We start from the raw sequence: 18,312 nt of genomic DNA on the forward strand, positions 1-18,312 counted from the left end.
CCTGCGGTCGTCGAAGGACAGGGCGGATGTGTCGCCCGACGCCCAGCGCCGTGCGCTGCAGGCGGTGGCGAGCCAGCGCGGGCTGGTGATCGCGCAGGAGTTCGTCGACGCCGTCGTCAGCGGTAAGGACGACAACCGGCCGGCCTTCCGGCAAATGATGGACGCCGTGCGCAATGCGCGGCGGGGATGGTCCACCATCCTGATCCATGACACCTCGCGCCTGTCGCGCAGCCGACACACCGCAATCATCTTCGAGCACGAGGCCCGCCGGCACGGCGTGGCCGTGGTCTACAAGTCCATCCCCGATGCGGATCCGCTCACCGAAATGGTGGTGCGGTCGATGTTCCAGGCGTGGGACGAATGGCATTCACTGAATTCCAAGGCGAAGGGGCTGGCAGGCATGGCCGAGAACGTGCACCAGGGCTTCCGTGCGGGCGGCCGTGCGCCGACCGGGTACAAGCTGAAGCCGGTCTTCACCGGGGCGCAGCGCGACGGCGCGGCCGTCGTGAAATCGACGCTTGCCGTCGACCCGGATACCGCGCCGGCCATGGCGTCGTACCTGAGCGATCGGGCCCTGGATATCCCCCGCGCCAGGGCGAAACGCAAGGCGGGCTCGCCGCTGGTCGAGATGAGCGATTCGACGCTGATCGGGATCGAGTGGAACGCGCTGACATACGCGGGGCACACCGTCTGGAACGTCAACGCGGAGCGGACGGCCGACGGCTACAAGGGCGGCACGAAGCGCCGGCCGCGTTCGGAGTGGGTGATCCACCGCGATACCCATCCGGCACTGATCGACGACGATCAGGCCGAGGCCGTGCTGCATCGCCTGGAGCGGCACGCAGCCGACAGGCGAGGCAATGCCGGCATGACGGTGGCGCGCGAGTCGGACGCGCTGCTGGGAGGCCGCCTGTTCGCGCCTGACGGGCGGAAGTGGTGGGCGGAGTCGGACCGCTATCGCATCGGCGCGAAAGGCGCCGGCCAGCGGTCGATCAGCAAGCCGCAGATCGAGACGCCCGTGGTGCGCCAGGTGCTGGCCGACCTCGGGTCCGCCGAGTTCGCGACGCGCCTGCTGGAAGGCACGCGCCGCGCGATCGAGGCGTCCGCCGATCCGGGACTGGTGCGCAGGCTGCGCGATCAGGTCGCGCGGCTGGAAGCGCTGGCGGCGAAGATGCTGGACATGGCCGCGAACCTGGCCGACCCGGCGCCGGCACTGCGGCGCGTCGACGAGCTCGAACGCGAGAGGCAAGAAGCGATCGCGCAGCTGCGCGATGCGGAACAGGTGGCCGAGGAGCTGCGCGCCTTCGCGGACGTGTCGGCCGTTGACGTCGCCGCGGCGCTTTCGAAGGTGGCAGAAATGGCTGAGGACGACGACCGCGATGGGTTGCGGTCCGCCGTCCTCAGTGTTGTTGACCGGGTCGAACTCGATCCGGTCACCCTGGAGGCATCGATCGAATACCGACTCGACACGCCTCCGGGGGTTGTAGTGGCGTCCCCACGGGGATTCGAACCCCGGTCGCTACCGTGAAAGGGTAATGTCCTAGGCCTCTAGACGATGGGGACGCTGGTAGAGCTCTCGAGTGCGACGAGATCTTTCGATCAGGCCTGTGTCGCAGACGATTTTTTGAAACTTGCCTTGAAACTTGGTGGAGCCAGCCGGGATCGAACCGGCGACCTCCTGCATGCCATGCAGGCGCTCTCCCAGCTGAGCTATGGCCCCACATTTGGGACGCGCATCTTAATCAGATGTCCCTGATCCCGCAAGCGTTTGCGATGAAAATCTGATGTGATCGTTGCGGAGTCGGCAACGTCGGGACAATGTCCCTGCAAATCCGTGGTGCTGGAAACGACGAAGCCCGCTTTCGCGGGCTTCGTGCTTGAAGAAGTGGCGTCCCCACGGGGATTCGAACCCCGGTCGCTACCGTGAAAGGGTAATGTCCTAGGCCTCTAGACGATGGGGACGCTGGTAAAGCTCTCGAATGCGACGAGATCTTTCGATCAGGCCAGTGCCGCAGACGATTTTTTGAAGCTTGCCTTGAAACTTGGTGGAGCCAGCCGGGATCGAACCGGCGACCTCCTGCATGCCATGCAGGCGCTCTCCCAGCTGAGCTATGGCCCCACGGGCTGGAAGCTCGATATCTTAACAGGGCTTCCGGATGCGTCAAGCATCGTTGGCCGACTTTTTGCATCGATCACTCACCAGAGCGCGTCGCGGAGCTTGTACCAGGCCATCGCCGCGACCAGCAGCGGGGTGCGGAAGGCCCGGCCGCCGGGGAAGTCGCGGTGGCGGATGTGTTCGAACACGTCCAGCCGCTCCGATTGCCCACGCACCGCCTCGGCGATCAGCGTGCCGGCCAGGCCGCTGACGTTGACGCCGTGGCCGGAGAACCCCTGCGCGAAATACACGTTGCGCTGGCCGATCCGGCCCCAGTGCGGCGCGCGGTTGAGGCTGATGTCGATGGTGCCACCCCACAGGTGTTCGAAACCGACGTCGGCCAGATGCGGGAAGACCCGGTGCATGCGCCGCGCCATGACCCAGCGCAGGTTCGGCGGTTCGAGGTTCGAGTAGCTGGCGCGCCCGCCGAACAGGAGACGCCCGTCGCTGGCCAGCCGGAAATAGTCCAGCGCCCAGTTGATGTCGGCCACGGCCATGTCGGTCGGGAGCAGGCGCTGCGCGAGATCGCCCAGCGGCGGGGTGGCGCCGATGTAGGTGCCGACCGGCATGATCCGGCGATCCAGTTCGGGGGCGACGCCCTTCACCAGCGCGTTGCCGGCGAGCACGGCGATGTCGCATCGGACGTTGCCGAGCGCGGTCTTGAGCACGGGCCGGGCGCCATGTTCGATCCCGGTCACGCGCGTGCCTTCGCAGATCCGCACGCCGCGTTCGAGTGCGGCGCGTGCGAGGCCGAATGCGTACTTGAGCGGGTGCAGGTGACCGGAACGACCGTCGTACAGGCCGCCGAGGTAGCGCGGCGAGGGCAGCCGTTCCTGCAGTGCGTCGCGATCCAGCCAGTCCAGCGGATAGTCGTAGTGCGCCTGCAAGTCGTCGCGCCACTCGTGCAGTGCGCGGACCTGGCGCGGCTTGATCGCGACGTGGCAGTGCCCGTCGCGCCAGTCGCAGTCGATGCCGTACCGTTCGCGGCGTTCGTGGATCAGTCGGATGCTCTCCAGCGACCAGTCGAACATCCGCCGCGCGTCCTCCCGGCCGAGCTGCGCTTCGAGCGTGGCTTCGCTGCAGCCCCAGCCGAAGATGACTTGGCCGCCATTGCGGCCCGACGCGCCCCAGCCGATGCGCTCGGCCTCCAGCACGACGACGCGGTAACCGGCCTCGGCCAGCGCCAGCGCGGCGGACAGGCCGACGTAGCCGGCGCCGAGGATGCAGACATCGGCGTCGAGGTCGCCATCGAGCGGCGGCTGCGGCGGCTGCGGTGCGACGCTGGCGGCGTACCAGCTGGGCGGGTAGGGGGCTGGCGCGTGTGTCGTCACGAGCAGGTTCCTAGCGAGGTCCGATATCGGTGCCTCAGACCGATCGCAGGTACCAGTCGTATTCCAGCGTGGTCACTTCACGATAGAAGCTGTGCAGTTCCTTCAGTTTCTGCTGGCCGTAGATGTGCCGGAACTTGTCGCCGAATTGCGTGGCGATGAAGTCGCTGGCCATGAAGTCACCGATCGCGTCGCGCCAGTACGGTGTGCGGATCTCGGTCTGCTCGTAGGCGTTGCCGACGATCGGCGCGCCCGGGTCGTAGCCATGTTCGATGCCGTCGAGCATGCCGGCCAGCACCGCGGCGGCGGCGAGGTAGACGTTCGCGTCGGCGCCGGCGATGCGGTGTTCGATGCGCGTGTTCTTCCGGTCGCTGTGCGGGATGCGCATCGCCACGGTGCGGTTGTTGAAGCCCCAGACCTCGTTGAGCGGCACGAAGGCGTTCAGCACGAAGCGGCGGTAGCTGTTGGCGTTCGGCGCGAACAGCAGCAGGCAGTCGCGTGCGCTGCGCTGCAGGCCGCCGATGGCGTGCTTCAGCGCATCGGCGGGCTGGTCGGGCGAGCAGGCGAAGATGTTGTTGCCATCGTTGTCGAGCACGCTGACATGGATGTGCAGGCCGCTGCCCGCCTGTTCGGCGAGCGGCTTGGCCATGAAGCTGGCCTGCAGGCCCTGCTGCTGGGCGACGGCCTTGATCGCGCGTTTGAGGTAGATGGCGTCGTCGCAGGCGAGGAGTGCATCGTCGCGATGCTTGAGGTTGATCTCGAACTGGCCGGGTGCGTATTCGGCGACGGCGGTGTCGGCCGGGATGCCCTGTGCCTTGCAGGTACTGGCCACGGCGTCGATGAACGGGCCGAAGTCGTTCAGGTCCTCGATGTAGTAGACCTGTGTGCTGGTGTTGCGTGCGCCGTTGTGCGGGTTGACCGGCGGCTGCGGGCGGCCGTTGGCGTCGGGCAGGCGGTCGAAGAGGTAGAACTCCAGTTCGATCGCGACCACCGGCTTCAGGCCGCGCGCGGCATAGCGGGCCAGGACGCGCTTGAGCACTTCGCGGGGATTGGCTTCGAAGGCGCTGCCGTGGGTGTCCTCCATCGACAGCAGCAGCTGCGCCATCGGCTTGTTCGACCAGGGCACCGGGCGGAGCGTCCCGGGGACGGGGCGACAGATCCTGTCCTCGTCGCCGATGTCGTAGCCCAGGCCGGTTTCCTCGACGGTGTTGCCGGTGATGTCGGTGGCGATCAGGGACATCGGCAGGCAGACGCCGGATTCGTAGACCTTCTCCAGCGCGTCGCGGGTGATCCGCTTGCCGCGCAGCAGCCCGTTCATGTCGGGCAGGATCAGATCCACCAGTTCGCAGTCGCGAATCTGTTCCATGGCGAGGCGGTCTTCGTGGCTGAGGCTTGCGGACATGGGCGGGTGGGTCATCGAGGGCTCCGCAACAGTGTGACAGTTGGCGACGCAGGACGGAAACGGCGTCAAGAATAATTAACAGGCTTTCCGGATGATTTCCAGAAAAATCAGACATCAAAGCTGCTGCGCCGCAGCATTTCCGCAACGCCGGCGAGCCCTGATGGCGAAGTGTTGCAGAAATCGAACATCGCGGTTAACGTTCGGACGAGGTCTCGTCGAGCGTTCCGCATGACTCCACCCCCGGCTTCACTCCCGCCAGGCGCACCACGGGTCGGCCTGCCCGCCGACCGCAAGCTCATCGGGCCGCACCCCTTCCACGCGGTCGGCGAGAAGTACATCCGCGGGGTGGTCGACGGCGCCGAGTGCCTGCCCGTGCTTCTGCCGGCCCTGCAGCCCGCACTCCCGGCCGATGCCCTGCTGGCCGGGCTCGACGGCCTGCTGCTGACCGGCTCGGTCAGCAATATCGAACCGCATCATTACTCCGACGAGTCCAGCTGGGACGGCAATCCGCACGATCCGGCTCGCGACGAGAACAATTTCGCGCTCATACCCCGCGCCATCGCGCTCGGCCTGCCGATCCTGGCGATCTGCCGGGGTTTCCAGGAGATCAACGTCGTCTTCGGGGGCAGCCTGCACCAGAAGGTCCACGAGGTGCCCGGCCTGATGGACCATCGCGAGAATCCGGAGGATCCGCTGGACGTGCAGTACGCCCTGCGCCACGAGATCTCGCTCGCGCCGGACGGCCTGCTCGCCGGCATCGCCGGCACGGATCGGGTCATGGTCAATTCGGTCCACGGCCAGGGCGTGGACCGGCTGGGCGAGGGCCTGGTCGCGGAGGCCTTCGCGCCCGACGGTCTCGTCGAGGCGTATCGTCGGGATGGCGGCGCCTTCCTGCTCGCGGTGCAGTGGCACCCGGAGTGGAAAGTGCGCGAAACCCCTTTCTATCACGGCATTTTCCGTGCGTTCGGCGACGCCTGTCGCCAGCGCGCGCAGCAACGGATGTGAACCCCCATGAGTTCCTCGACACCACCCGGCAAGAACAAGGGCAAGACCGGCTCCCGAAAACGCAGCGCGGCCGCGACCAAGGCGGCCGCCAGACGCGCCGCGCGCGACGACGCCGGCGAATCGCAGCTCCTGCGCTGGCTGAAGCAGCGCCACATCACCGAAGTCGAATGCCTGGTCCCGGACATCACCGGCAACGCGCGGGGCAAGATCATCCCGGCGAGCAAGTTTTCCCACGACTACGGCACGCGCCTGCCCGAGGGCATCTTCGCGACCACGGTCACCGGAGAATATCCCGATGACTACTACGACCTGACCTCGCCGTCCGATGCCGACATGCTGCTTCGGCCGGATCCGGACACGGTGCGACTGGTGCCCTGGGCCGCGGATCCGACCGCGCAGATCATCCACGACTGCTACACCAAGTCCGGCGAGCTGCACGACCTCGCGCCGCGCAACGTGCTCAAGCGCGTGCTCGCCGAATACGAGGCCGAGGGCCTGCGCCCGGTGGTCGCGCCCGAGGTGGAATTCTTCCTCGTGCAGAAGAACACCGATCCCGATTTTCCGCTGCAGCCGCCCGCCGGGCGTTCGGGCCGCCCGGAGACCGCGCGCCAGTCGTATTCGATCGACGCGGTCAACGAGTTCGACCCGATCCTCGACCTCATGTACGACTACTGCGACGCGATGGAGCTGGATGTCGACACGCTCATCCATGAGTCCGGCGCGGCGCAGCTGGAAGTGAACCTGCTGCATTCGGATGCGATGTCGCGCGCCGACCAGGTGTTCCTGTTCAAGCGCACCATGCGCGAGGCCGCGCTGCGCCATGGCGTGTACGCGACCTTCCTCGCCAAGCCGATGGAGAACGAACCGGGCAGCGCGATGCACATCCACCAGAGCCTGGTGGACGCGAAGACCGGCAAGAATGTCTTCGCCGGGCGCAAGCCGAACGAGCACAGCGCCCTGTTCACGCACTATCTCGGCGGTCTGCAGGCCTTCGTGCCGGCGGCCATGGCCTTCTTCGGGCCGAACGTGAATTCCTATCGCCGGCTCGCGTTCGGCGAGGTCTCGCCGAAGAACGTGCAGTGGGGTTACGACAACCGCACCTGCGGCCTGCGCGTGCCGCTGGACACGCTGGAGAACACCCGCGTGGAGAGCCGCTTCGCCGGCTCCGACGCCAATCCCTACCTGGCGATGGCTGCGACCCTGGCCTGCGGCCTGCTCGGCATCCGCGGCAAGCTCGAGGCCACCCAGCCGCTGGCGACCAGCGCCCATGAAGCCGGCTACGTGCTGCCGCGCTCGCTCGGCGAGGCGCTGGACCGCCTGGAAGCCTGCACGGAACTGCAGGAGATGCTCGGGCCGCGTTTCGTGCGCGCCTACATCTCGGTCAAGCGCAAGGAGTACGAAACCTTCTTCCGCGTCATCAGCTCCTGGGAACGCGAGTTCCTGCTGCTGAACGTCTGATCCCCTTTTCATCCGGAATCGCCATGGAACACATCGACATCACCCGCCTGCAGCATCTCGACGCCGAGCACCACCTGCATCCGTTCAACGACAACGCCGCGCTGGCGAAGAAGGGCACGCGGATCCTCGTGAAAGGCGAGGGCGCCTACGTCTGGGACGCCGAGGGCCACAAGCTGCTCGACGCCTTCGCCGGGCTGTGGTGCGTGAACCTCGGCTACGGCCGCCGGGAACTGGGCGAGGCCGCGTCGCGGCAGATGACCCAGCTCGCCTACTACAACAGCTTCTTCCAGTGCACGGTCGAGCCGACGATCCAGCTTGCCGTCAAGCTCGCCGAGCTGACTCCCGCCGACCTCAACCACGCCTTCTTCACCAACTCCGGTTCCGAGGCCAACGACACCATCCTGCGCCTGGTCCGCCACTTCTGGGCGGTGCAGGACCAGCCGCAGAAGAACATCTTCATCGGCCGCCGCAACGGCTACCACGGCACCACGATGGCCGGCGCCAGCCTCGGCGGCATGGCCGGCATGCACAAGCAGGGCGGGCTGCCGATTCCCGACATCCACCACATCGACCCGCCTTTCTGGTTCGCCGACGGCGGCGACCTGTCGCCGGACGAGTACGGCATCGTCGCCGCGCGGCGCCTGGAGCAGAAGATCCTCGAACTGGGGCCGGACCGCGTCGCCGCCTTCATCGGCGAGCCGATCATGGGCGCGATCGGCGTGTACATCCCGCCCATGACGTACTGGAAGGAGATCGAGCGGATCTGCCGCCAGTACGACGTGCTGCTGGTCGCCGACGAGGTGATCTGCGGCTTCGGTCGCACCGGCGAGTGGTTCGGCTCGCAGTATTTCGGCATCACTCCGGACGTGATGACCCTGGCCAAGGGCATCACCTCGGGCTACATCCCGCTGGGCGCGGCCATGTTCAACGACCGCGTGGCCGGCGTCCTGAAGCATCAGGGCGGCGAGCTGGCCCATGGCTGCACCTATTCCGGGCATCCGGTGTGCACGGCCGTGGCGCTCGAGAACATCCGGATCCTGCAGGAGGAGGGCATCGTCGACCGCGCCCGCACCGAGATCGCGCCCTACCTGGCCGAGCGCTGGGCCGAGCTGGGCGAGCACCGCCTGGTCGGCGAGGCGCGCATCGCGGGCATGGTCGGCGCACTGGAGCTGGTGCCGCGCAAGGGCGAACGCCGGTTCTTCGACGAGCGGGGCCACGTCGGCGTGCTGTGTCGCGACACCGCGCTGAAGAACGGCCTGATCCTCCGCGCCACCTACGACTCGATGCTGCTGTCGCCGCCGCTGATCTGGACCCGCGAGCAGGTCGACGAACTGTTCGAGAAGGCCTGGAAGTCCCTGGACGAGACCGCCGCCACGCTGTAGTGCAGCCGGTCGACATTGCCGCTACTCTTGGTTCGATATCTGGGACTTCGCGTCCACACATCCACGACTGGGCCCGGAAGGGCGAGGGAACACACATGAAACTGCGAATGCTGGCGCTGTCCGTCGTCGTCTCCATGCTGGTCGCCTGCGGTGGCGGGTCCGACAAGGCTGCACCGGGCGCAAAGCCCGATGCCAAGGCCGACGGCAAGGGCGGCGAGCGTGTCGTGAACATGTACAACTGGTCCGACTACATCGCCGAGGACACGATCCCGAACTTCACCAAGCAGACCGGGATCAAGGTCGTCTACGACGTCATGGACGCCAACGAGACGCTCGAAGCGAAGGTCATGCAGGGCAATACCGGCTACGACATCGTGGTGCCGTCGCTGCAGTTCCTCGCCCGGCAGATCCAGGCCGACGTCTACCAGCCGATCGACCGTGCCAAGCTGCCGAACTACAAGAACCTCGATCCGTCGCTGATGGCGATCATCGCCAAGAACGATCCCGACAACAAATTCGGCGTGCCCTATCTCTACGGTTTCACCGGCATCGGCTACAACGTCGCCAAGGTCAAGGCCGCGCTGGGTGATGTGCCCGTCGACAGCTGGGACCTGGTCTTCAAGCCCGAGCTGGCCTCCAAGCTGAAGGGCTGCGGCATCATGGCCCTCGACACCCCGACCGAGCTGGTGCCGATCGCGCTGAACTACATCGGCGAGGATCCGAACTCGCAGGATCCGGCGGTGATCGCCAAGGCCGCGCCGTTGCTGAAGGTGCTCAACGCGAATATCCGCAATTTCCATTCCTCCGAATACGTCAACGCGCTCGCCGCCGGCGACGCCTGCGTGGTGGTCGGCTGGTCGGGCGACGTCTTCCAGGCCCGCGACCGCGCCGAGGAAGCAGGCAGCGCCGAGGTCGGCTTCGTCATCCCGAAGGAAGGCGCGCCGATCTTCTTCGACATGATGGCGATCCCGAAGGACGCGAAGAACGTCGACGATGCCTATGTATTCATGAACCACCTGCTGGAACCGAAGGTGATGGCCGGCATCTCCAGCTACGTGTCCTACGCCAACGTGGTGAAGGACAGCGAGCCGCTGATCGACGAGGCCGTGCGCAAGAACCCGGGCGTGTATCCGGATGCCGAGATGATGAAGAAGGTCTTCCCGCTGGAGCCGCTGACCCCGGCGATGAGCCGCCAGTACGCCGACATGTGGTCGGCGATGAAGAGCGGCAAGTAAGCATCGCGTCCCCGGCGGGGCAGTCGGCCCCGCCGGTTTCCACAGCAGTCCACGCGGAGCGGGCATGACGGACATCGCGACTCCTGCGGCGCAGGCCGCACAGGCGGCCAACGGCGCCAGGAACGACAAGCTGGGCAACGAGCACTACCTGCGCATCGAACACGTGCGCAAGGAGTACGACGGCGTGGTCGCGGTCGACGATGTCGACTTCTCGATCCGCAAGGGCGAGATCTTCGCCCTGCTTGGCGGTTCCGGCTGCGGCAAGTCGACCCTGCTGCGCTGCATGGCCGGGTTCGAGAAACCGACCCGCGGCCGCGTGCTGCTCGACGGCCAGGACATCACGCCGCTGCCGCCCTACGAACGGCCGGTGAACATGATGTTCCAGAGCTATGCGCTGTTCCCGCACATGACCGTCGCGCAGAACATCGCCTTCGGCCTGAAGCAGGACGGTCTGCCGAAGCCGCAGGTCGAGCAGCGCGTCGACGAGATGCTGAAGCTGGTGCAGATGGAGAAGTACGGCAAGCGCAAGCCGCATCAGCTGTCCGGCGGCCAGCAGCAGCGCGTGGCGCTGGCGCGGTCGCTGGCGAAGAACCCGAAGCTGCTGCTGCTCGATGAGCCGATGGGCGCGCTCGACAAGAAGCTGCGCTCGCGCATGCAGCTGGAGCTGGTCAACATCATCGAACGCCTGGGCGTGACCTGCGTGATGGTCACCCACGACCAGGAAGAGGCGATGACCATGGCCCACCGCATCGCGGTCATGGACACCGGCTGGATCCGCCAGATCGGCACGCCCGACGAGATCTACGAACAGCCCAGCTGCCGCTTCACCGCCGAGTTCATCGGCTCTGTGAACCTGTTCGACGGGCGCATCCAGGACGATCATCCCGACTACGTCACCATCGCCTCGCCGATGCTCGAACATCTCCTGTACATCGGTCACGGCATCACCGGCTTCGAAGGGCAGGAAGTGTCCCTGGCCCTGCGTCCCGAGAAGATCGAGGTGAGCAAGGAGGAGCCGGCGCAGCCGCACAACAAGGCGCGCGGCACCATCGAGGACATCGCTTATTTCGGCAGCCACTCGGTGTACCACGTGCGCCTGCCGACCGGGGCCAAGGTGATGGCGAATTTCGCCAACACCCAGCGCTGGGCCTCGGAACGCTTCACCTGGAACGATCCGGTGTGGCTGTCGTGGGACGACAACGACGGCGTGGTGCTGACCTCATGAACGCCATCGCCCGACGCCTGCTGAAAGCCGTGACGCCCGGGCCGCGCTGGTTCGTGATCGCGCCGCCGTACGTGTGGATGCTGATCTTCTTCGCGATTCCTTTCCTGATCCTGCTGCAGATCTCCTTCGCGAAACCGCTGATCGCGTCGCCGCCGTACAGCGACCTGTTCAGCACGGCCGGTGGCGAGATCAACCTCACGCTCAACCTCAACAACTACACGGCGCTGTTCCACGACAGCAAGTACGCTGGCGCCTACCTCAGCTCGCTGAAGATCGCCGGCATCTCGACCCTGCTGTGCCTGCTGGTCGGCTATCCGATCGCCTATGCGGTGTCGCGCCTCTCGCCGGCGGTGCGCAACGTCGCGCTGATGCTGGTGATCCTGCCCTCGTGGACCTCGTTCCTGATCCGCATCTACGCCTGGGTCGGCCTGCTCAAGGACAACGGATTCATCAACAAGGCATTGATGTCGATCGGACTGATCGACGAGCCGCTCAAGATTCTCTATACCCCGATCGCGGTGTACATCGGCATCGTCTACGCCTATCTGCCGTTCATGGTGCTGCCGCTGTACGCGAACCTGATCAAGCACGACCAGCGCCTGCTCGAAGCGGCGTACGATCTCGGCGCCAAGCCGCTGAAGGCCTTCTTCCAGGTCACGGTACCGCTGTCGTTCGCCGGCATCGTCGCCGGCTGCATGCTGGTGTTCATTCCGGCGGTGGGCGAGTTCGTGATTCCCGAGCTGCTCGGCGGGCCCTCGACCAAGATGATCGGCAAGGTACTCTGGGAGGAATACTTCACCGCCAACGACTGGCCGCGCGCCTCGGCGATCGCGATCGTCATGCTGATGCTGCTGGTGATCCCGATCACCATCTTCCATCGCTACCAGTCGCGCCAGCTCGAAGCGAGGCTGTCATGAGCGGCGCGTCCATGGGTAGTGCCTCGCGTAGCGCTGAACTGCTGTCGTTCCGCAGTCTGGTGCTGCTGCTGGGCTTCCTGTTCCTCTACGTGCCGATGTTCAGCCTCATCGTGTTCTCGTTCAACGAGTCGCGCATGGTCACGGTCTGGTCCGGGTTTTCCGTCAAGTGGTACGGCGAACTGTTCCGCGACCAGCTGATGCTGGACGCGGCCTGGATGTCGCTGAAGATCGCGTTCTACACCGCCTGCGCCTCGGTCGTGTTCGGCACGATGGCGGCACTGGTCATGACCCGGATGCGCGCCTTCCGTGGCAAGACCCTGTTCGGCAGCCTGATCACCGCACCGCTGGTCATGCCCGAAGTGATCACCGGTGTCTCGATCCTGATGATGTTCGTCGCCGTCGGCGACATGCTGGGCACGCCGATCCAGCGCGGCCTGAGTACGGTCTGGATCGCGCACGTCACCTTCACCGTGGCCTTCGTCACTGTGGTCATCTCCTCGCGCCTGCAGGACATGGACCGTTCGCTCGAAGAGGCTGCGATGGATCTCGGCGCCAACCGTCTGAAGGTGTTCTTCCTGATCACCCTGCCGATCATCGCGCCGTCGCTGGTTGCCGGCTGGCTGCTCGCGTTCACCCTGTCGCTGGACGACCTGGTGATTTCCGCGTTCACCAACGGCCCGGGCTCGACCACGCTGCCGCAGAAGGTGTTCTCGTCGGTGCGACTGGGCCTGAGTCCGAAGATCAATGCGCTGGCCAGCCTGCTGATCCTGGCCGTGTCCACGGCCGGCTTCATCGCCTGGTGGTTCATGGCCCGCGAAGAGAAACGACGCCAGCGCGACATGCAGCTCGCGATGCAGAAAGGAGACTGATCCGTGACCGTGGAACTGATCCATCCCTGGACGGGCGAAGTCGATTATCGCTACGACTACGTCGGCGAGGCCGAGGTCGAGCGCGTGCTGGCCGCCGCCGCGCAGGCAGCCCCCGGATGGGCGGCGCGTGCGCTCGACGAGCGTGGCGCGCTGCTGCGCAAGGTCGCGTGCGCGCTGCGCGCGCGGAAGGACGACATCGCGGCGACCATGTCCGCCGACATGGGCAAGCTGTGTCGCGAAGCGCTGGCCGAGATCGAGAAGTCGGCATCGGCCTGTGATTACTACGCCGACCACGCCATCGACTACCTGCGCGACGGTGCCATCGCCACCGAGGCGCAGCGCAGCTACGTGACCTACGAACCGCTGGGTTGCGTGTTCGCGGTGATGCCCTGGAATTTCCCGATCTGGCAGGTGTTCCGTTTCCTCGCGCCTGGCCTGATGGCCGGGAATGTCGCGGTGCTCAAGCATGCGACCAACGTGCCGCGCTGCGCAGACGCGATCGCCGACGTGCTGCGCGAGGCCGGCGTGCCGGACGGCGTGTTCGGCGTGCTGCACATCGACAACAGGATGGCCGAGCGCGTCATCGCGGACCGGCGCGTGAAGGCGGTGACGCTGACCGGCAGCGAGCGTGCCGGCAGCGCGGTCGCGTCTGCGGCCGGCAAGCACCTCAAGAAATGCGTGATGGAGCTGGGCGGCAGCGATCCCTTCGTCGTGCTGGACGATGCCGATCTCGACGTGACGATTCCCGCCGCCGTGGCCTCGCGTTTCGGCAACGCTGGGCAGACCTGCATCGCGGCCAAGCGGTTCATCGTGACGCCGGGGATTGCGGATGCCTTTGTCGCGCGCTTCGTCGACGCCGCGTCGAAGCTGGCCGTCGGCGACCCGATGGTCGATGCGACCACGCTCGCGCCGATGGCGCGCGGCGATCTGCGCGACGAAGTGCATGCCCAGGTCCAGCGCAGCATCGAGGCCGGCGCGACCCTGCTGCTCGGCGGCACGCCGGGGCAGGGTGCGTCGCACTATCCGGCGACGATCCTCGACAATGTCGTGCCCGGCATGCCCGCCTATCACGAGGAACTGTTCGGCCCGGCCGCGTCGATCCTGCGTGCGAAGGACGAGGACGACGCGGTGCGTATCGCCAACGACACCGATTTCGGCCTCGGTGCCAGCGTCTGGACCACCGACAAGGCGCGTGGCGAAGCCGTGGCCCGTCGCCTCCAGGTCGGCGCGACCTTCGTCAACGCCATCGTGCGCAGCGACGTGCGCCTGCCGTTCGGCGGCACCAAGACTTCGGGTTTCGGCCGCGAACTCGCCGAACACGGCATCCACGAGTTCATGAACATCAAGACGGTGTATGTGGCCTAGTCGCACGATGTTTTGTGGGAGCGACGCAAGTCGCGATGTTTGACTGGATTCGCGACTAGCGTCGCTCCCACAATGGCTGCCGAAGCCTTCCGCTTCCCGCGCTAGAATCGCGCATCCCCCTCCAGATACGAGAAGGCACGATGCGCATCCTCATCGCCACGCTGCTCGCGCTCGGCGCGCTGTCGGTCGGTTCGCCGGCCCTGGCCAGTTCCGACATGGGCTGCGAGCCGCGCCTCGTGCCGGTCTCGGCGACCTTCTCCGATTGCGCGAGCAGCGCCCTGCTGGCGCCCGGCAACGACACCCGCGTCAATCTCGCCTGGCTGATGATGGATGCGCATGGCGGTCGCCGGGCACCTGCAGCAAAGCCCGCCGATCCCGGGCAGCGGCCCATGTCCTCGGTGCCGTTCGGATGGACGGACATGTACCTGCGCTTCCTCCCACCCGAGGACAGCGAGCAGGACGGCCCGCAGGCATGGTCGAGCGGCGAGGGCACGACCTGCGTCAGCAACGTGCGCGGACAGGCAGATTTCCTCGACGCCTTGCAGGCGGAACGCAAGCTCGCCGGCAACGAGCGCGATGACCTGACCGCCGCGCGCAAGGCCATGGCCTGCCCGGTGGGCGAAGGCGCTTCAACGCCCGGCGACATCGCGGTGTCGTCGGATGCCGGCCGTGCCTTCGCCGACTACCTGCGTGCGACTGCGGCGTTCTACGCCGGCAACCACGATCCGGCCCCGTTCCAGGCCCTGTCCGGCAGCAAACAGCCGTGGGTGCGCGAAGCCTCGCGCTACATGGTCGGCCGTGCCTGGGCACTGGTCGGCCAGGCCAGCGGTTTCGGCACCTATGGCGAACTCGAACACGAACGCATGGACAAGGCCGCGCTGGCGAAGGCCCGGTCCGCGCTCGAGGCCTATCTCAAGGCCTATCCGAAGGGTCGCTACGTGGCGTCCGCACATGGTCTGATCCGCCGCGTGCATTGGCTGGCCGGCGATACCGACGCACTCGCCGCGGCCTACGGCTGGCAGATCGACCAGCGCGATCCCGCTTTGCGCAATGCGCATGAGATCGACCTGGCGCAGGAGATCGACGCCAAGCTGGCGACGGACCCCTATCTGTCGAAGAATGCGCATCCGGTGCTGGTCGCGGTCGAGGTGCTGCGTCGCATGCGCAAGACCGGCGACGACGACAGCGGCCGTATCACGCGCAAGGAGATCGAAGCCCTGCGCCCGCGCTTCAAGGGGCGCGAGGATCTGTACGGTTATCTCCTCGCGGCGCACGCGTTCTTCGTCGATGCCGCACCGCACCGCGTGCTCGAACTGATCCCGGCCGAGACGCCATCGCGTCCAATGGACACCGTTACCTTCAGTCGCCAGACCCTGCGTGCGCTCGCGCTCGATGCGCCGAAGGACAAGGAGGCACGCGCGGCCTTGATCTCCTTGTTCCCCCAGGCGCAAGGCGTCCACCAGCGGCAGACGCTGGAGCTGGCGCTGGCCATGCACGAGGAACGCAACGAGGGTCTTGCGCGGGTGTTCGCGCCGGACAGCCTGGTCGTCGATCCCGCGCTGCGCGAGCAGTTGCTGATCCATGTCGCCGGTCCAGATCTGCTGCGCGCACGCGCCGACGACGTGAAGGCCTCGAAGCGCGAGCGCGCTCTGGCGCTGTACGTGCTGCTCTACAAGCAGCTGACACGCGCGCGGTACTCGGAATTCCTCAAGGACGTGAAGCGCCTGCCGTCGAAGATCGACGGTGATTCAGGCAGTTACGACAAGCTCGGCGAATTGACCGCGCTCTCGGATTTCCGCTGGCAGGGCACGCGCGACGGCTATGTCTGTCCGTCGCTGCAGCAGATCGCGACGATGCTGGCCGCCGACGCCAAGGCCACGAAGGCCAGCCTGTGCCTCGGCGATTTCCTGCGGCTCAAGGGCTATGACCGCGTCGAATCGTGGTCCTTCGCCGTCCGCGGTGACGAACTCGGTGGCACGCCGGGGCAGTTCCCGGGCCGCTTCCTGCCGCGACAGGGCATCTACCAGGCGATCATCGCCGATGCCGCCGCGCCGGCGGACGAGCGCGCCTATGCGCTGTTCCGCGCGGTGAACTGCTATGCACCGGCCGGCTACAACGACTGCGGCGGCGAGGATGTGCCGGTAGCGACCCGCAAGGCCTGGTTCAACCAGCTGAAGACGCGTTATCCCAACTCGACCTGGGCCCAGCAGCTCCGCTACTACTGGTGACGCGATGCGTCGTCTGCTTGCGCGGTTGCTCCTCTCGTTCTGCGGCCTGATCGCCGCGACGGCGGGCGCGGAGAGTCGCGTCGATGCGTCGCACCACGATGCCTTCTGGCTGTGGGCGGGCGTGAAGCCGCAGCCCGTGCTCGACCGCGCGAAGACGGTCTATGTGCTGCACAGCGAGATCAAGTCGGTGCCGGACGTGCGCATGGTCGCGCAGCGCCCGGCGACACCGCGCATCCGCCATGCCGATGTCTGGATCGTGTATCGCGTCGAGACCCTGCGCTGGACGCCGCAGGTCCATGCACAGCTGCTGGCGCAGATCGAACGCTGGCGCGCGGCCGGCAATCGCCTGGTCGGGGTGCAGATCGACTTCGATGCGCGCACGCGGCATCTCGACGAATACGCCACGTTCCTGCGCGATCTGCGCAAACGCCTGCCGGCACGCTACAAGCTCGGCATCACCGGTCTGCTGGACTGGAGCGCCAATGGCGACCCGGAAGGCCTGCGCGCGCTGGAAGGCGTGGTCGACGAGATCGTGCTGCAGATCTACCAGGGGCGTCGGGTCATCCCCGGCTATGCGCGCTACCTGCAGCGGCTGGATCGCCTCAACGTGCCGTTCCGCATCGGCCTGCTGCAGGGCGGCGAATGGACGCCGCCGCCGTCCCTGGCGGCACATCCGAAATTCCGCGGTTACGTGGTCTTCCTGCTCAATCCGCCTCGCTGAGAGTCCGGTCCGGAAAGCGGCTCGCGTACGCGGCCAGCAGCTCCTGCGCGATCGATGCGCCTGCCAGCGCGGTGATGTCGGCATGGTCGAACGGTGGCGACACTTCAACCACGTCCATGCCGACGATCTGCAGCCCAGCGAGTCCGCGCACCAGCCGCAGCGCGGTGTGGGTGTCGAAGCCGCCGACCACCGGCGTCCCGGTGCCGGGCGCGAACGCCGGGTCGAGGAAGTCGATGTCGAAGCTGACGTAGCACTTGCGGTCGCCGACGCGGGCACGGATCTCGGCAATGCAGGCCTCGACGCCGTGCGCGTGCAGCCAGCGCGCGTCGAGGAGGCGGAAGCCGTGCGTGTCGGGATTCAGCGTGCGCATGCCGACCTGGATCGACGTCGCCGGGTCGACGATGCCGTTGCGCGCTGCGTGCCAGAACATCGTGCCGTGGTCGATGCGCGCATCGCGGTCTTCCCAGGTGTCGCTGTGCGCATCGAAATGGATCAGCGACAGCGGCCCGTGGCGTTCGTGCAGCGCCTGCAGGATGGGGTAGCTGATGAAGTGGTCGCCGCCCAGCGCCAGCACGGTCACGCCGGCTTCGGCAAACGCGCGGAACGCGTCGCGCAACGCATCCGGCACGCGCTCCGGTCGGCCGTGATCGAAGAACACGTCGCCCCAGTCGATCACGTTCAATCGCTCGCAGGGATCGAAATTCCACGCATACGGCGCGCACCACGCGAGCGAGGCGGACATCGTGCGGATCGCGCGTGGCCCGAGCCGGGTGCCCGGGCGATTGGTGGTCGCCAGGTCGAAGGGCACGCCGACCACGGCGACATCCACGCCGGTCAGGTCCTTGGTGTATCGGCGGCGGAGGAAGCTCAGCGCACCCGAGTAGGTCGGCTCGGCGTGCGTGCCGTACGGCGAGATGCGGGTGAACGCCTGGTCGACCGCATTCGGATCGACGGCCGTGGCGGATGCTGCGGGTGCCTGGGTGTGGGTCATGACATCACCGGAGGACAGTCGCACGTCGTTC

At 66.7% G+C, this 18,312-nt stretch carries 14 protein-coding genes and 4 tRNA genes; 11 read left to right on the forward strand and 7 right to left on the reverse strand.

Annotated elements, in window-relative coordinates:
• Positions 1 to 28: 28 nt before the first annotated feature.
• Positions 29 to 1,528, forward strand: coding sequence for a recombinase family protein (locus ACFQ0E_RS15485; protein WP_386825412.1), 1,500 nt, complete (start codon positions 29 to 31; stop codon positions 1,526 to 1,528).
• Here the strand turns inward: ACFQ0E_RS15485 and ACFQ0E_RS15490 are convergent.
• The 6 genes from ACFQ0E_RS15490 to ACFQ0E_RS15515 form a co-directional block, all read right to left on the reverse strand.
• Positions 1,488 to 1,563, reverse strand: a tRNA-Glu gene (locus tag ACFQ0E_RS15490). The two genes, ACFQ0E_RS15485 and ACFQ0E_RS15490, sit on opposite strands and share 41 nt — an antisense overlap.
• An 81-nt stretch (positions 1,564 to 1,644) precedes the next feature.
• Positions 1,645 to 1,720, reverse strand: a tRNA-Ala gene (locus ACFQ0E_RS15495).
• Positions 1,721 to 1,886: 166 nt separating this feature from the next.
• Positions 1,887 to 1,962 (reverse strand) — tRNA-Glu (locus tag ACFQ0E_RS15500).
• 81 nt (positions 1,963 to 2,043) lie between these two features.
• Positions 2,044 to 2,119, reverse strand: a tRNA-Ala gene (locus ACFQ0E_RS15505).
• 77 nt (positions 2,120 to 2,196) lie between these two features.
• Positions 2,197 to 3,486 carry an NAD(P)/FAD-dependent oxidoreductase gene (locus ACFQ0E_RS15510; protein ID WP_386825327.1) on the reverse strand — a complete coding sequence of 430 codons (1,290 nt, stop codon included), beginning with the start codon at positions 3,484 to 3,486 and terminating at the stop codon, positions 2,197 to 2,199.
• Positions 3,487 to 3,520: 34 nt separating this feature from the next.
• Entirely contained in the window at positions 3,521 to 4,900 is a 1,380-nt protein-coding gene (locus tag ACFQ0E_RS15515) for a glutamine synthetase family protein (protein ID WP_386825329.1), read from the reverse strand.
• 213 nt (positions 4,901 to 5,113) lie between these two features.
• On the opposite strand from ACFQ0E_RS15515, the gene ACFQ0E_RS15520 reads away from it, so the two are divergent.
• From ACFQ0E_RS15520 to ACFQ0E_RS15565, 10 genes are all read left to right on the forward strand, one after another.
• On the forward strand, positions 5,114 to 5,890 hold the full coding sequence (locus ACFQ0E_RS15520; protein WP_386825331.1) for a gamma-glutamyl-gamma-aminobutyrate hydrolase family protein: 777 nt from the start codon (positions 5,114 to 5,116) through the stop codon (positions 5,888 to 5,890).
• Positions 5,891 to 5,896: 6 nt separating this feature from the next.
• Entirely contained in the window at positions 5,897 to 7,348 is a 1,452-nt protein-coding gene (locus ACFQ0E_RS15525) for a glutamine synthetase family protein (RefSeq protein WP_386825333.1), read from the forward strand.
• Positions 7,349 to 7,371: 23 nt separating this feature from the next.
• Positions 7,372 to 8,730, forward strand: a complete 1,359-nt coding sequence (locus tag ACFQ0E_RS15530; protein ID WP_386825335.1) for an aspartate aminotransferase family protein — start codon at positions 7,372 to 7,374, stop codon at positions 8,728 to 8,730.
• 95 nt (positions 8,731 to 8,825) lie between these two features.
• Positions 8,826 to 9,965 carry an extracellular solute-binding protein gene (locus ACFQ0E_RS15535; RefSeq protein WP_386825336.1) on the forward strand — a complete coding sequence of 380 codons (1,140 nt, stop codon included), beginning with the start codon at positions 8,826 to 8,828 and terminating at the stop codon, positions 9,963 to 9,965.
• Between the two features lie 64 nt (positions 9,966 to 10,029).
• A complete protein-coding gene (locus ACFQ0E_RS15540; RefSeq protein ID WP_386825337.1) occupies positions 10,030 to 11,190 on the forward strand; it encodes an ABC transporter ATP-binding protein in 1,161 nt (386 codons plus the stop codon).
• Positions 11,187 to 12,107 carry an ABC transporter permease subunit gene (locus ACFQ0E_RS15545; RefSeq protein WP_386825339.1) on the forward strand — a complete coding sequence of 307 codons (921 nt, stop codon included), beginning with the start codon at positions 11,187 to 11,189 and terminating at the stop codon, positions 12,105 to 12,107. Before ACFQ0E_RS15540 ends, ACFQ0E_RS15545 begins: the two co-directional genes overlap by 4 nt.
• Positions 12,108 to 12,118: 11 nt before the next feature.
• The gene (locus tag ACFQ0E_RS15550; RefSeq protein ID WP_386825414.1) at positions 12,119 to 12,976 is read left to right on the forward strand and encodes an ABC transporter permease subunit; all 858 of its coding nucleotides are present in this window, start codon (positions 12,119 to 12,121) and stop codon (positions 12,974 to 12,976) included.
• Between the two features lie 3 nt (positions 12,977 to 12,979).
• The gene (locus ACFQ0E_RS15555) at positions 12,980 to 14,341 is read left to right on the forward strand and encodes an NAD-dependent succinate-semialdehyde dehydrogenase (RefSeq protein WP_386825341.1); all 1,362 of its coding nucleotides are present in this window, start codon (positions 12,980 to 12,982) and stop codon (positions 14,339 to 14,341) included.
• 140 nt (positions 14,342 to 14,481) lie between these two features.
• Entirely contained in the window at positions 14,482 to 16,569 is a 2,088-nt protein-coding gene (locus tag ACFQ0E_RS15560; protein WP_386825343.1) for a hypothetical protein, read from the forward strand.
• A gap of 4 nt (positions 16,570 to 16,573) precedes the next feature.
• Positions 16,574 to 17,290 (forward strand): DUF3142 domain-containing protein, encoded by a 717-nt coding sequence (locus tag ACFQ0E_RS15565; protein WP_386825344.1) that lies wholly within the window; start codon positions 16,574 to 16,576, stop codon positions 17,288 to 17,290.
• Here the strand turns inward: ACFQ0E_RS15565 and speB are convergent.
• Positions 17,274 to 18,281 carry an agmatinase gene (gene speB / locus ACFQ0E_RS15570; RefSeq protein ID WP_386825346.1) on the reverse strand — a complete coding sequence of 336 codons (1,008 nt, stop codon included), beginning with the start codon at positions 18,279 to 18,281 and terminating at the stop codon, positions 17,274 to 17,276. The genes ACFQ0E_RS15565 and speB overlap by 17 nt on opposite strands.
• Positions 18,282 to 18,312: the final 31 nt, after the last annotated feature.

Origin of the sequence: Lysobacter brunescens (assembly GCF_042677005.1) — a bacterium.
Taxonomy (GTDB): Bacteria; Pseudomonadota; Gammaproteobacteria; order Xanthomonadales; family Xanthomonadaceae; genus Lysobacter_I; species Lysobacter_I brunescens.